We start from the raw sequence: 12,922 nt of genomic DNA on the forward strand, positions 1-12,922 counted from the left end.
ATCGCTACGTCGGAGAGAATCGAAAGATCAAGGGATCACCGTCGTCGACGAGTGTGAACCCGGCACGCTCGAGCACCCGACGTGAGGCACTGTTCGCCGGATACACCTGCGCGGCCATCGGGAGACCATCCGTGTGATCCTGCGCAAGGTCGATCAGTTCGCCGGCGTAGCCACGACTCCATTGGGCCGGATGCACCCAGTACCCGACCTCGATGTGGTCTGATCGTCGAATCAGACTGAGCAAGCCGACGGGGTGTCGATCCTCCTCGGTGCCGATGAACCACCTCGGCACGTCCGGCGTTCGGGTGTCCTCCGCGTTCAGGGCGCGCGAGAACCGCCTATCGAAATAGCCTCTACTCCAGGGCTTTCCATCTCCGACCCATCGAACGACCTCTGGGTCCGAAGCCATCGAGAACAGGAAATCGGCATCGGACGGGACAGCAGAGCGCAGCTGTAGTCGCGTCACAACTCGTGGACCTGAGAAGTCATTTCTCCGCCCACATCCCCGGTGTTGACGGTGCCCGATCGCTCGAACAGTAGAGCCGAGACTTCCTCGACGGCTTTGGGGCAGTGTTCGACGCCCGCTGGGACCACGAACACGTCACCGGGGCCGAGCACGACATCGCGGTCGCGAAGCTGGATGGTGAGTTCTCCGCTGTGGACGAAGAACATCTCGTCGGTGTCGGGGTGCGTGTGCCAGACGAATTCGCCGAGCAGCTTGACGACTTTGACCTCGTAGTCGTTGATGCTGACGAGTCGGTGAGGCTGCCAGGACTTCTCGATGGCATTCAGCGCTTCGGCGACGTTGCGTACCTCGTCGTCCTTGCCCATATTCATGGGTTCTGCCTTTCATCGTCAGCTGATCGACTGTCGCGAAGAACTCTACCGTCGATCAGCTCGGATACAGGACCGATGTGAACAGCTCGATAGACTTTGTTGCGCAACCGGTTTGATTCCCGACCGGTCAGTGCCCGGTCCAGCGGTCGCGGCGACAGTCGGACGGTCGAGGGCAGACATGGGCAGTAGGCTGCTCATGACCTGAAGACGGTATCGGCACGAACAGTCGGCCGCCATCGAATTTTCGCAAGGAGGCCCGGCCGCATGAATCTCGCCGACTACGACGTCCTGAGCTTCGATTGCTACGGAACGCTGATCGATTGGGAAGCCGGCATCCTCGAGGTGCTCAGACCATGGGCGCAGCAGGCCGGTTCGCCGTTGTCCGACGACGAGCTACTTGCGGCGTACGGAGTCAACGAAGCTCAGGCGCAGCGGGATTCGCCCTCTGCTCTGTACCCACGGATACTTGCCGACGCCTTCGTGCGGACCGGTGGCACGTTGGGAATACCTGTCGCAGCCGAGTGGGCGGACAAACTCGGGGCTTCCGTTTCGGACTGGCCGGCATTCGAGGACTCGGCCGACGCGTTGTCGTCTCTCGGCGAGAGCTACAAGCTCGTCATCCTGTCCAATGTGCATCGCGACGGCTTCGCAGGGAGCAACCGTCGGCTCGGCGTGCGGTTCGATGCCATCGTCACCGCAGAGGACGTCAAGGCCTACAAACCGGCCGACAACCACTTCGACGCGCTCGACGGAGTCCTCGAGACGCTGGGTGTTCCACGATCACGACTACTCCATGTTGCACAGAGCCTGTTCCACGATCACGCGCCGGCGAACAGGCACGGCATCGCCTCGGTGTGGATCGATCGGCGGCACGATCGGCCCGGATGGGGAGCAACACCGGAGCCGTCCGAGGAATACAGTGTCGACATGAAGTTCCCGAGCATGGCCGCATTCGCAGCAGCGGCCCGCGAGGCCCGCTCGGATGCGTAAGGTCTCCACACTGATCGGCTTCTCACTCGGGCTCATCGCGTCGATCGGTATCGTCCTGTGGACCGGCGCGCCGCGTCGAGTGAATTACGCGTTCGTCGCAGGCCATCCGCAGTACTCGGAGTTCCTGGGTATGCCTGGGCCGTTTGCCGCCCTCGTAGTCGGTTTGCCTATTCTAGGCGCAGCACTCGGATTGGTTGTAGGCGTCGTGATTTCGAGAGCTCGACGGGCACGCTGACCGGAGGGTCCCTGAACGCGAACGGGATTCGACTGCGACGAGGAACGACGGTTACCGACAAGCTGCCGGCGCGACCGATGCGCGCGCGACGCACCTGATCGTCACCAATGCCAGGCGTCGCCTCCGACGTTGCGGATTGTTCGTTGCAGGACTTCGATGGTGGTGACGAAGTCGGCCTCACTGATGCCGCTCATACGTTCTTCCTGCAGCATGTTCTGGAGGTCGGCCGCGCGTCGGAACGTGTCGCGACCTTCCGGGGTGAAGTTCACGCGCGAATTCGATTCCACGACCAAACCTTTGGCACCCGCGGATTCGATGGCCTCGACAATTGCTTCCGGGGTGTCGTTGTGGCCGATCTTGTCGATCGTCTCGGCGCGATCGGCCCCCGCGGGATGCAGTGAGATCTGATGCAGGAGCCACCATTCGGGTTGTGTGACGCCGATGTCGTGGAGTGCACCGCGGGTCCGTGCTCGAATGGCTTCCCCGGCGCGCGCGGTCCAGAACCCGATCGGCTGACGCTCGGGCGGTTGCATGGGTCTGTTGGTTGTCATGATCTGGACCGTAGAACCTGAACCACGCTTCAGGTCAAGGGTAGAGTCCCGATCGTGGACAGCCCATCAGGGAAGAAGCTGGTCGCGGTGCTCGCCGCTGTCGGGGCCTCGACAGGCGCTGCCGCAGCGGTGGTCTGGCATGTCGGAGTTCCCGGTCCACCGGATGTGGACGTGACCTACATCCGCCCGAGTTGGTTCCCGGTGACGCTCTATCTCGTCGCAGCGGGACTGGCGGTCGGCTTGGTGGTGGCCTCGTTTCTGGTCGATTCGGGTCTGCGCATCGTCCAGGATCGTCAGCGCAGCCGCGTCCACCTGTTCGTGTTGTTGATCGTCGTCGGTGTCGCGCTGGGAGCGGGCAGTGCACTCGCCTGGATGCATTGGCCACCGCAACCAACCGAAGCCGCGTCGAATTGGTCGTGGGCGCATCCGTTCAGTATCGAGATCAACTCGCCCCGTGCAGCTGACTTCGGCTGGACGTCAATTGGTAGTTCAGTGTCTGACACCTACGTCTCCGACACTTATGCCTCGGACACGTCGTACATCACGCGGGTTGACGAAGAATCATCTTTCACCCCCACCATCGTCGCTCCGTGGTTGGTGTTTCCGATCGGTGCCGTGTTTGTTGCGGCGTTGGCGGCATTCACTCTGTCGCTGAGGGATTTTCGACTGGTCGTCGTGTCTCGTTCCGAGTCCGATTGAATCGGGGTGTAACGAGATCGTCGACCGAACCGACCACCTGGTGTGACCACATCGAAGCGTCTTCGTCGCCTGGCCTACATATCGACTGCTCTTGTCGCGCCCGCGTGTTGGGCTGCTCCGGCGGCGTCGGCGGAGGTCGTGAGCCTCGACATTCTGCCCGGGCTCAGTGCCGGTCCCACAACGCAGTTCGGGGTGGGGTGCACGTATCTCGTCGTGGCGCGAACCGAGGCACTGAGCGGCCCGCGGGTCGATATCCAGGACTACACGAACGAGTCGGTGATGTTCCCCGAGGAACTGGCGTGGAACGTCGATCCGTACTTCAGCACGCCGGTAGTTCTCGGCCACAAGGTCACGCTGTGGACCCCGACCGCCCCGGGCGAACACTCGTTGATGGCCTACGAAACGTCAGCGGGCGGCCCGATTCGCACCGTCACCGTCAACCCGGCAACTCCGCTCGGACCGGGCTGCATCGTCGCGCCCTGAGGCGCTACTCGTCGGTGCGTAGTTCGTCGACCAAGGTGAACAGCCGGCCAAGGTAGTCGCTGTGGAAGACCTCCGTCGCGCGGATCTTGGCGTCCCCGTCGAGACCGAATTGAAGGTTGACGAGTTCGACCCCGATGGCGACGCGTCGAGCATCGAGATTTTCGAGTTCGGCGGCGAGTGCGTCGACCTTGGCAACCGGAGACAGTTCGTTCGTCACCCCAGAATCGTAGTGCTCAGCCCACCGCAGCGAGGAATTCGCTGTAGAACAACCCGAGTCCCAGCGCCGACGCGATGGCCGCGAACAACCACAGTCGGATGATGACGGTGGTTTCCGCCCAGCCTGCCAGCTCGAAATGGTGGTGGATCGGTGCCATCCGGAACGGCCGCTTGCCGGTGCTCTTGAACGACGCGACCTGAATGACGACGGATGCACTCTCGGCGACGAACAGGGCTCCGAAGACGAGGGCGATCAGTTCGGTCTTGCTCACGATCGACAGGCCGGCGAGCAGTCCGCCGAGGGCGAGTGAGCCGGTGTCGCCCATGAAGATCTTGGCCGGAGCTGCGTTCCACCAGAGGAATCCGATACAGGAACCCGCGGCCGCAGCGCAGACGACGGCGAGGTCGAGCGGATCGCGCACCTGGTAGCACCCGGCTACGGAGTTGGTCGAGCAGGATTGCCGGTACTGCCAGAACGTCATCACCGTGTACGCGCCGAGGACGAGCGTCATCGACCCCGCCGCCAAACCGTCGAGACCGTCGGTGAGGTTGACCGCGTTGGACCACGCGACGACGAGGAAGACGCAGAACAGTACGAAGACGATCGGGGCCATGGTGAAGAACGTGGATTGGCGCACCAGCGACAATTCGACATTGCCCGGAGTCAGCCCGTTCCCATTGCGGAACTGCAGCGCCAGCACGGCGAAGATCACTGCCGCACTGATCTGCCCGACATACTTGCCGGTCGCCTTGAGACCGAGGCTGCGCTTCATGCGGAGCTTGATGTAGTCGTCGAGAAAGCCGACCACACCGAGTGCCGTCGCAAGAGCGAGTATCAACAGCGCCGAAGCCGACGGTCCATCGCCGCCCATCGTCACCAGGTGGGAGCCGAGGTAGCCGGCCCACAGGCCGACGATGATCGCGACGCCGCCCATCGTCGGCGTTCCTCGCTTGGCGTGGTGACTTGCCGGACCTTCGACGCGAATCTCCTGGCCGAAGCCCTGCCGAGTGAACAGCGCGATGAGAAATGGAGTCAACAGAATCGAGACCGCCAACGCGATTCCACCGGCGATGAGAATGTTGATCATGCGTCGAAGCCCACTCTTCCTCTGTGCTGCTGTTCCCCACCACGATGCTTGTCGAGCACCGCGGGATACTGTGCCAAACGAATCGGCAAAAGTCGCATTGCGTGACGAAGGCGTTACTCAGGGTTGGTACGCGCTCGGCGGCATTCCGACCAATTCGGTGAACTCCCGAGTGAAGTGAGCCTGGTCGAACCAGCCGTATCGCGCGGCCAGGTCTGCCAGTGGACCCGAGTAGCCGCTGTCCAGCTCGCTGAGGGCGTCGTGAATCCGATACCGACCGAGTACCCACTTGGGCGTCGCGCCGACATAACGCTCGAACAGCCGTTACAGTCGACGAGTGCCGATGCCGCACCGCTGTTCCACCTGTGCGACGCGAACCAGCGTCCGGTCCCGCAGCATCGCCGCGATGATGTCCAGGACGGTCTCGTACTCCGGTTCCACGTCACGGGCGTAGGGCGCGAGAACCGCATCGACGACGGTTCGGCAGTGGTCGGCATCCAGATGTCCACCCAACTCGGCCAGCGCAGCGACGGTCTCGGACCGGAACGGGGTCGGTGGCGCGACCGAGACGTCGCGCAGGGTTCGTGCCACGGTTCCGGTGAAACTCGCGTAGCCGCCGGGTCGGAACTTGACGCCGAAGACCCACCCGGACTCGGCGAGGACAACGTCGAAGCGGCGCGTGAGCACCCCCGTCACCACGACCGGCTCGACGACGCCCTCGCGGGTCCAACCATGTTCGACGCTCAACGTGCAGGCCGGGTGCGGGAGCGTCGAGCTGTGATGAGACGTGCCCGACGGCAGAGTCCACTGCAGCTGCCAGTAGTTCTCGACCCACGGTTCCAGGGACGTGGCACACGGCAGCCGTCGAAGGTCGACTAATTTCGCCAGCTGATCCGGCCGCAGGACGCCGGACTCGGTGGTTGTCGCGTTTTTCCTATCCGGCACGCGCGTCAGTGTAGGAGTCTGGTCCGACACAAGAAGGAGAACACCATGACCGAGACACCCGTTGCCACGCTCGAAATGGTCACCCTGGACTGCGCAGACCCCGAGGTCAGCGCCGCGTTCTGGTCGTCGCTGTTGGGTTGGAGCGTCGTCCACGCGGAGAAGGACTACGCGATGCTGCAGGGGCCCAGCAGTGCGCTCGGATTCGGTCGCATCGACGACTATCAGCCGCCGGCCTGGCCCAATGCCAACGGCAGCAAGCAGTTTCACTTCGATCTCGCGGTCGAGGACCTCGACGCCGCGGCGACGGAGGCCGTGAAGCTGGGTGCGACGCTGCCCGAGGACCAGCCGGGCGAGACGTGGCGCGTGCTACTGGACCCGGCCGGGCATCCGTTCTGTCTGACGAATGCCGCGAACTGGGGCTGACGGTCTAGTCTTTGCGTCATGAAACCGCGCCTCGCAGGAATCGAAATCGTCGTCGCCGACATGGCTTCGGCCTTGGCGTTCTACCGCGTTCTCGGACTGGACATTCCGGCAACTGCCGATGCCGAGCAGCATGTGGAAGTGGACCTCGGCGGCGTTCGCCTGTTGTTCGACCTGCCGTCGACCATCACCTCGTTCGATCCGACGTGGACGCCGCCCAGCGGGGGACACCGCGTTGCGCTCGCCTTCGACTGCGGAACGCCCGACGGTGTCGACGCCGCATGGGCAGCGGTGACCGCGGCGGGGTACACCGGCCACCTGCAGCCCTGGGATGCGTTCTGGGGACAACGTTATGCCGTCGTGCACGACCCCGATGGCACCACCGTCGATCTGTACGCGAACGTCTGAGGCGTCAGCTCTCGGCTTCTTCGCCGGTCGGCCCGCCGGCGAGTTCGACAGCGACGTCGAGATGACCGAGATGGCGGGCGTATTCCTGGAGCACGTGGAAGCAGATCCAGATCAGCGTCGGCTGCTCTTCGGTGAATCGACCACCCAGGCTTGCCAATTCGTCCATTCGATGGGAGCTCAGTACCTCGTCGGTGAGGCGGGCGCCGTCGTCGAGTCTGCGCATCAGGGTCTCGGCGTCCACATCGGAGGGCACATGCCAGGAGCCGTCCTTCTCATCACCCCACGGTGCGTCGACTGCCCTGCCGAGGAATCCCCAGACGAACCAGCGCTGCTCCATATGCACCAGATGGGTGAGCATCTGCAGTGGGGTCCACCCCGACGGCACTGTCGTGGTGGACAGGGCATCCTCGCTCAGCGCAGTGATGCGTCGAACGAGTTCGTTGCGGTAGAACGCCAGGTACTCGCGAACCAACTCGGCGGGATCGGAGAGCGCCGAGCTCGGTTCGGGAAAGACTGTCAGCTTGGTCATGGTCTCATTCGCTCTTGCGCTGCTCGCGGGCGATGCGGCGCTGTTCTTCGGCACGGGCGCGGCAACGGCGTAGGAATTCCTCGTCGCTCTCCTGCGATTGGGCAACGGCGCGTCCTGGTCTTGCGTCGTATTCGGGGTAGGCCGACGCGGTACGTGGTGCGCCGCTGCCACCCCAGATGCCGCCGTTCTCGGGCCTGCCGACGATGAGCCACGCAATCGACCCGGCGAGCGGCAGAACGATGACGAGCAGCAGCCAGACGATCTTCGGGAGGTGGCGGATCCCCGAATCGTCGGCGGTGATGACGTCGATCAAGCAGAAGATCGACAGCAGCATGATCAGCAGGCCGAGGTAGGGCACGGAAAATCCTCCAGGGTTGTCAGACCGTGCGGTCGGTCTTTCGCGACTATCAGATCACTCGTTGTACTGCGGATCAAGTGGCTGGAGTGGAGCCTGCGGAATGACCCAGAGTGTCGGGAGTGGAGCCTGCAGGAATGACCCAGAAGTCAGGTTCAGCCGAGCACCAGCAGCGCCGCCAGCGTCAGCATCATGACGCCGATGCCGAGGTCGAGAATCCGCCACGCCGCGGGCCTGGCGAACAGCGGACTGAGCACCCGCGAACCGTATCCCAGTGCGGTGAACCACAGCACGCTGCCCAGCATCGCGCCGGCGGCGAACCACCACCGCAGTTCACCCGGCTGGCGGTTCCCGATCGACCCGAGAAACACCACGGTGTCGAGGTAGACATGAGGGTTGAGCCAGGTCAGAGCCAGGCACGTGGCGAGGGCAGCGATCAGCGAACCGCCTCCGGTCATCTCGGCGGTCATGGCGGTGGGATTTCGTGCGCGGTTCAACGCCATCAGCCCGTAGACCAGCAGAAACAGAGCACCGAGGACGGTCACGACCCGCAGAACAACGGGGAATCGGTCGACGAGAACGCCGATTCCGGCCACCCCGGCCAGGATGAGAACCGCGTCGGACAGCGCGCACACTGCCACCACCGGCAGTACGTGGGCGCGTTGTAGGCCCTTACGCAGTACGAATGCGTTCTGCGCTCCGATGGCGACGATGAGGGAGAGTCCGACGCCTAATCCGGTGAGGGTCGATTGTGCGGCGGCAAGCGAGGTCATGACGGCAACGCTAGAAGCGAGTCGTGATTAGGTACAGCGAATGTATTTCAGGAATGATTAGCGTAGCTTCATCTGATGGAGATCGAGCAGCTCAGAGCTCTGCGTGCCGTGGTCGACGGCGGGACCTTCGAGGCCGCGGCACGCGCGCTGTACGTGACGCCGTCGGCGGTGAGTCAGCGCATCAAGTCACTGGAGCAATCGCTCGGTCGGACTCTGGTCCAGCGGAGCAAGCCGGTGGTGGCAACCCAGTCGGGCGTCGCAGTGCTGCGTTTGGCGCGCCAGATCGACACTCTCACCGAGCAGACTCGGGCAGAACTGAGTGACGACGGCATCGCTGCGCCCATTTCCCTTGCCGTCAATGCGGATTCGATGGCGACCTGGGTGCTGCCCGCGCTCGCTCCACTGGCGTCCCAGACGACCTTCGACCTGCATCGACAGGATCAGGACCGTACCGCCCAACTGCTGCACGACGGGATCGTCTCCGCCGCAATAACATCGGTGGCCGATCCGGTTCGTGGGTGCACCGTTCGACGCCTCGGTGCGATGCGCTACCGGCCGTCGGCTACCCCTGAATTCATCGAACGGTGGTTCACTGCAGGGGTGACGGCAGAGGCTTTGCGCTCCGCCCCGGTGGTGGTCTTCGATGCCGACGACCGGTTGCAGGACAACTACTTGCAGCGCTTCGGAATCGACCCGCACGAGCCGCCGCGTCACATGGTGCCGGCTTCTTCCGACTACGCGCGAGCCGTCGACCTCGGCTTCGGCTGGGGCATGATCCCCGATCTGCAGGCCCGCGACTCGCTGACGTGCTTCGACGACAACGGAATCGACGACGTGACGCTGTACTGGCAGCAATGGTCGCTGTCATCTCCGGCGCTGCAACGAGCCGCCGACGCCGTGGCGGCGGGTGCAGAGCGAATGCTGCTGTAGCTCAGGCCGGACTGTCGTTCGGCACGATCTCGGGCAGTCCATCTCCGACGGGATCGAGAATCGCCGCCGATCGGGCACCCCACCGTTCGTGCGCCGACTGCCGCGACATTCCGACGGCCATCCCGATCGTTGCCCACGTTGCGCCCTGAACCCTGAGCACCACAACGGTTTCGAGGCCGTCGAGTCCCGCTGCCAGTTGCACACGAAGACTCAACAGGTGCCACGCGACGCTGCGCCGTGCGGGCAGATCGGTCGATTGCTCGGCCTCCCATTCCGATGTGCCCGGCAGCGGACCGGTGCCGATGATCTCGTCGGCGATGCGACCGGCCTCGGTGGCCGCTGCCGTCACGACGGCCCGCGTCGCCGCGGTGATATCTGCCTCGGTTGCGAGGGTGATGGGATCCATGACCGACCTCCTGTGTCAGGTAAAGCCTGACAGCAGGAGGACGTGTTGTCAAGACTTCCCTGACAACATCAGAGCATGCTCAGTACCCGGTCGATGGAGTCGACTGCCTGGGTCAGTTCGGCTTCGGTGATCGTCAGTGCAGGCCGGAATCGCACGGCCGCGTCGCCGCAGCCGAGCGCCAGTACACACTCCTCGGTACGCAACAGCTCGATCACTCGGTCGCGGGTGGAGGCGTCGGGCAAGGAGAAGGCGCACATCAGGCCGCGTCCACGGACCTCGGAGACCACCGTGTGTCGAGTCGCCAACTCCTGCAGCTGCTTCAGCAGTACTGTGCCGAGTTCGCCGGCCCGGTCGATGAGCTTCTCGGATTCGACGACTTCCAGGATTCGACGCGACCGCACCATGTCGGTGAGGTTGCCACCCCACGTCGAGTTGATGCGGGAGCTGACAGCGAAGACGTTGTCGTCGATGTCGTCGACGCGACCGCCGGCCATGACGCCGCAGACCTGAACCTTCTTGCCGAAGGCGATGACATCCGGGACGACGTCGAGCTGTTGGAAAGCCCATGCGGTACCGGTCATTCCGGCTCCGGTCTGTACTTCGTCCATGACGAACAAGGCGTCGAACTCGTGGCAGAGCTCGCGCAACTTCTGCAGGAAGCGAGGCCGGAAATGGTGATCTCCACCCTCACCCTGGATGGGTTCGATGATGGCGCAGGCGATGTCGTGCGGGTTCGCTTCGAAGGCCAGGCGGGCCGCCGCCAATGAGGCATCTTCCACTTCGTCCATGTTCGCGTCGGATCTGATGAACGGAGAGGGGATTCGCGGCCAGTCGAACTTCGGGAAGCGCGCTACCTTGTTCGGGTCGGTGTTGGTCAGCGACATCGTGTAGCCCGAGCGTCCGTGGAACGCGTGCTCGAAGTGCATCACCTGGGTGCCAAGAGACGGATCGATGCCGTTGCGCTCGTTCCAGCGTGACTTCCAGTCGAACGCGACCTTCAACGCGTTCTCCACCGCCAATGCACCACCCTCGACGAAGAACAGGTGGGGCAGGCGAGCATCACCGAGGACCCGCGCGAACGTGTCGACGAACCGTGCCATCGGGACGGTGTAGATGTCGGAGTTGCTCGGCTTGTTCATCGCCGCCTGCATCAGATCGGCGCGAAACTCCGAGTCGTCGATCAGGGCGGGATGGTTCATGCCCAGCGCGTTGGACGCGAAGAACGTGAACAGGTCGAGGTAGCGGGTGCCGTCCCTGGCGTCGACCAGGGTGGATCCGGTCGAGGCGTCGAGGTCGAGAACCAGCTCGAAACCGTCGGCCAGCAGGTGTTCACCGATCACCTCGCGGACCGTCGAGGCGTCGATGGTCGCGCCTGCGCGCTGTAATACTTGCGTCATGAGGTCGAACATACGCGTTAAAATTCCGTAAGCAAGTCCATATGACAGGAAATTATACGGTTGTGACCGTCATCGGTAGGCTTATCTCCGACAGTTCGGTTCTCTTCACGGAAGGTGTACGCGCATGTCTGCATCCATCACCCACGACGAGTTGAGTGTGCGCACTCGCGCGATCCTCGACCGGCTGGGTGCCACGATCGCGCTCGACGCTCCCGCGGGACCCGACGCGATCATCGCGCGGTCGCCGATCACCGGAGGGAACCTGGCGTCGCTGGCGTCGGCCTCGGCGGACGATGTCGAGACCGTCGTCGCCGACGCGCGCACAGCGTTCGTGTCGTGGTCGCAGGTGCCGGCCCCCGTGCGGGGTCAGGTGATTCGCGAACTCGGTGAACTGCTGCGCGTACACAAGGAGGATCTGGGCGCGCTGGTATCCATCGAGGCCGGAAAGATCGTCTCCGAGGGGCTCGGCGAGGTGCAGGAGATGATCGACATCTGCGACTTCGCCGTCGGACTCTCCCGTCAGCTCTACGGCAACACGATCGCCACCGAACGGCCCGGGCATCGCATGATGGAGCAGTGGCATCCGCTCGGTGTCGTCGGCGTCATCACCGCGTTCAATTTCCCTGTCGCGGTGTGGAGTTGGAATACCGCTCTCGCTCTGGTCGCGGGAGACACGGTCATCTGGAAGCCGTCGGAGAAGACTCCGCTGACGGCCGTCGGGGTGCAGGCGCTGTTCGAGCGCGCCGCCGCCACAGCCGGAGTGGACCCCAAGATCGCGCAGCTGGTGATCGGTGATCGCGCGTCCGGCGAAGCGTTGGTGGACGATTCGCGGGTTGCGTTGGTCTCGGCAACCGGCTCGACGAGGATGGGCCGTGCCGTCGCACCTCGTGTCGCCGAGCGATTCGGCCGGGTATTGCTCGAACTCGGCGGAAACAACGCAGCGATCGTGACGCCGTCGGCCGATCTCGATCTGACGACGCGTGGGCTGGTGTTCTCGGCCGCCGGGACGGCCGGTCAGCGGTGCACCTCGCTGCGACGCGTCATCGTGCACTCCTCTGTTGCGGACGAGCTGGTCGGCAAGCTCGTCTCGGCCTACAAGACTCTTTCGATCGGATCTCCCTTGGCCACTGACACTTTGGTGGGTCCGCTAATCGATGCCGGTGCGTTCGCGGGGTACCAGAAGGCGCTGGAGGCAGCGGTGTCCGACGGCGGAACGGTCGTGGTCGGCGGGGAGCGGGTGAACGTGGTCGATGAGTACTCGTTCTACGTTCAGCCCGCGATCGTGACGATGCCCGCGCAGACCGACATCGTCAAGCACGAGACCTTCGCGCCCATCATGTACGTGCTGACGTACGAGACCCTCGACGAGGCACTCGCGTTGCACAACGATGTGCCGCAGGGTCTTTCGTCGTCGATCTTCACCACCGACCTCCGCGAGGCGGAGCGTTTCCTGTCCGCTGCCGGCTCGGACTGCGGCATTGCCAACGTCAACATCGGACCCTCCGGCGCAGAGATCGGCGGTGCCTTCGGCGGCGAGAAGGAGACCGGCGGCGGCCGCGAATCCGGTTCGGACGCATGGAAGGCCTACATGCGGCGAGCTACGAACACGGTCAACTACTCCAACGAACTGCCCCTGGCGCAGGGAGTGAAATTCGGCTGACGG

The 12,922-nt window shown here is 63.9% G+C and carries 20 protein-coding genes; 8 read left to right on the forward strand and 12 right to left on the reverse strand.

Features of this window, described 5'->3' with window-relative positions; genetic code table 11:
* Nucleotides 1-4: 4 nt before the first annotated feature.
* Together R4P57_RS06000 and R4P57_RS06005 are read right to left on the reverse strand one after the other, a co-directional pair.
* Nucleotides 5-466 carry a GNAT family N-acetyltransferase gene (locus tag R4P57_RS06000; RefSeq protein ID WP_317801944.1) on the reverse strand — a complete coding sequence of 154 codons (462 nt, stop codon included), beginning with the start codon at nucleotides 464-466 and terminating at the stop codon, nucleotides 5-7.
* A complete protein-coding gene (locus R4P57_RS06005) occupies nucleotides 463-837 on the reverse strand; it encodes a cupin domain-containing protein (RefSeq protein WP_317801945.1) in 375 nt (124 codons plus the stop codon). The genes R4P57_RS06000 and R4P57_RS06005 overlap by 4 nt, the downstream gene beginning before the upstream one ends.
* A gap of 264 nt (nucleotides 838-1,101) precedes the next feature.
* Here R4P57_RS06005 and R4P57_RS06010 point away from each other — a divergent pair, with 264 nt between their 5' ends.
* Together R4P57_RS06010 and R4P57_RS06015 are read left to right on the forward strand one after the other, a co-directional pair.
* Nucleotides 1,102-1,827: a haloacid dehalogenase type II gene (locus tag R4P57_RS06010; RefSeq protein ID WP_317801946.1), complete on the forward strand. Its 726-nt coding sequence runs from the start codon at nucleotides 1,102-1,104 to the stop codon at nucleotides 1,825-1,827.
* A complete protein-coding gene (locus R4P57_RS06015) occupies nucleotides 1,820-2,062 on the forward strand; it encodes a hypothetical protein (RefSeq protein WP_317801947.1) in 243 nt (80 codons plus the stop codon). Before R4P57_RS06010 ends, R4P57_RS06015 begins: the two co-directional genes overlap by 8 nt.
* A 101-nt stretch (nucleotides 2,063-2,163) precedes the next feature.
* Here the strand turns inward: R4P57_RS06015 and R4P57_RS06020 are convergent, their stop codons facing one another.
* Nucleotides 2,164-2,613: a MarR family winged helix-turn-helix transcriptional regulator gene (locus R4P57_RS06020; protein WP_317801948.1), complete on the reverse strand. Its 450-nt coding sequence runs from the start codon at nucleotides 2,611-2,613 to the stop codon at nucleotides 2,164-2,166.
* A 54-nt stretch (nucleotides 2,614-2,667) separates the two neighbouring features.
* On the opposite strand from R4P57_RS06020, the gene R4P57_RS06025 reads away from it, so the two are divergent.
* Together R4P57_RS06025 and R4P57_RS06030 are read left to right on the forward strand one after the other, a co-directional pair.
* Nucleotides 2,668-3,312, forward strand: coding sequence for a hypothetical protein (locus tag R4P57_RS06025; RefSeq protein WP_317801949.1), 645 nt, complete (start codon nucleotides 2,668-2,670; stop codon nucleotides 3,310-3,312).
* 42 nt (nucleotides 3,313-3,354) lie between these two features.
* Nucleotides 3,355-3,795: a hypothetical protein gene (locus tag R4P57_RS06030; RefSeq protein WP_317801950.1), complete on the forward strand. Its 441-nt coding sequence runs from the start codon at nucleotides 3,355-3,357 to the stop codon at nucleotides 3,793-3,795.
* Nucleotides 3,796-3,799: 4 nt separating this feature from the next.
* Here the strand turns inward: R4P57_RS06030 and R4P57_RS06035 are convergent, their stop codons facing one another.
* From R4P57_RS06035 to R4P57_RS06045, 4 genes are all read right to left on the reverse strand, one after another.
* A complete protein-coding gene (locus R4P57_RS06035; RefSeq protein ID WP_317801951.1) occupies nucleotides 3,800-4,012 on the reverse strand; it encodes an oxidoreductase in 213 nt (70 codons plus the stop codon).
* A 16-nt stretch (nucleotides 4,013-4,028) separates the two neighbouring features.
* On the reverse strand, nucleotides 4,029-5,099 hold the full coding sequence (gene mraY / locus R4P57_RS06040) for a phospho-N-acetylmuramoyl-pentapeptide-transferase (protein ID WP_317801952.1): 1,071 nt from the start codon (nucleotides 5,097-5,099) through the stop codon (nucleotides 4,029-4,031).
* 117 nt (nucleotides 5,100-5,216) lie between these two features.
* Entirely contained in the window at nucleotides 5,217-5,417 is a 201-nt protein-coding gene (locus tag R4P57_RS26795; RefSeq protein ID WP_411742322.1) for a helix-turn-helix domain-containing protein, read from the reverse strand.
* 3 nt (nucleotides 5,418-5,420) lie between these two features.
* Complete coding sequence (locus R4P57_RS06045; RefSeq protein ID WP_317801953.1) at nucleotides 5,421-6,041, reverse strand: DUF6597 domain-containing transcriptional factor; 621 nt, start codon at nucleotides 6,039-6,041, stop codon at nucleotides 5,421-5,423.
* A gap of 45 nt (nucleotides 6,042-6,086) precedes the next feature.
* Here R4P57_RS06045 and R4P57_RS06050 point away from each other — a divergent pair, with 45 nt between their 5' ends.
* Together R4P57_RS06050 and R4P57_RS06055 are read left to right on the forward strand one after the other, a co-directional pair.
* The gene (locus R4P57_RS06050) at nucleotides 6,087-6,464 is read left to right on the forward strand and encodes a VOC family protein (RefSeq protein ID WP_317801954.1); all 378 of its coding nucleotides are present in this window, start codon (nucleotides 6,087-6,089) and stop codon (nucleotides 6,462-6,464) included.
* Nucleotides 6,465-6,482: 18 nt separating this feature from the next.
* Nucleotides 6,483-6,869: a VOC family protein gene (locus R4P57_RS06055; RefSeq protein WP_317801955.1), complete on the forward strand. Its 387-nt coding sequence runs from the start codon at nucleotides 6,483-6,485 to the stop codon at nucleotides 6,867-6,869.
* 4 nt (nucleotides 6,870-6,873) lie between these two features.
* Here the strand turns inward: R4P57_RS06055 and R4P57_RS06060 are convergent, their stop codons facing one another.
* From R4P57_RS06060 to R4P57_RS06070, 3 genes are all read right to left on the reverse strand, one after another.
* Nucleotides 6,874-7,398, reverse strand: a complete 525-nt coding sequence (locus R4P57_RS06060) for a DUF664 domain-containing protein (protein ID WP_317801956.1) — start codon at nucleotides 7,396-7,398, stop codon at nucleotides 6,874-6,876.
* A 4-nt stretch (nucleotides 7,399-7,402) separates the two neighbouring features.
* Nucleotides 7,403-7,756, reverse strand: coding sequence for a PLD nuclease N-terminal domain-containing protein (locus R4P57_RS06065; protein WP_094646295.1), 354 nt, complete (start codon nucleotides 7,754-7,756; stop codon nucleotides 7,403-7,405).
* Between the two features lie 152 nt (nucleotides 7,757-7,908).
* Complete coding sequence (locus R4P57_RS06070; RefSeq protein WP_317801957.1) at nucleotides 7,909-8,526, reverse strand: LysE/ArgO family amino acid transporter; 618 nt, start codon at nucleotides 8,524-8,526, stop codon at nucleotides 7,909-7,911.
* Nucleotides 8,527-8,601: 75 nt separating this feature from the next.
* Here R4P57_RS06070 and R4P57_RS06075 point away from each other — a divergent pair, with 75 nt between their 5' ends.
* Nucleotides 8,602-9,456, forward strand: a complete 855-nt coding sequence (locus tag R4P57_RS06075; RefSeq protein ID WP_317801958.1) for a LysR family transcriptional regulator ArgP — start codon at nucleotides 8,602-8,604, stop codon at nucleotides 9,454-9,456.
* A 1-nt stretch (nucleotide 9,457) separates the two neighbouring features.
* Here the strand turns inward: R4P57_RS06075 and R4P57_RS06080 are convergent, their stop codons facing one another.
* Both R4P57_RS06080 and lat read right to left on the reverse strand, forming a co-directional pair.
* A complete protein-coding gene (locus tag R4P57_RS06080; RefSeq protein WP_317801959.1) occupies nucleotides 9,458-9,862 on the reverse strand; it encodes a hypothetical protein in 405 nt (134 codons plus the stop codon).
* Nucleotides 9,863-9,930: 68 nt separating this feature from the next.
* Nucleotides 9,931-11,259 carry an L-lysine 6-transaminase gene (lat, locus tag R4P57_RS06085; RefSeq protein WP_317801960.1) on the reverse strand — a complete coding sequence of 443 codons (1,329 nt, stop codon included), beginning with the start codon at nucleotides 11,257-11,259 and terminating at the stop codon, nucleotides 9,931-9,933.
* Between the two features lie 124 nt (nucleotides 11,260-11,383).
* Between lat and R4P57_RS06090 the strand changes: the two genes are divergently transcribed.
* Nucleotides 11,384-12,919 (forward strand): aldehyde dehydrogenase family protein, encoded by a 1,536-nt coding sequence (locus R4P57_RS06090; RefSeq protein ID WP_317801961.1) that lies wholly within the window; start codon nucleotides 11,384-11,386, stop codon nucleotides 12,917-12,919.
* Nucleotides 12,920-12,922 lie beyond the last annotated feature (3 nt).

The organism is Rhodococcus sp. IEGM 1330 (assembly GCF_033142445.1).
In the GTDB taxonomy this organism is placed as follows: domain Bacteria; phylum Actinomycetota; class Actinomycetes; order Mycobacteriales; family Mycobacteriaceae; genus Rhodococcoides.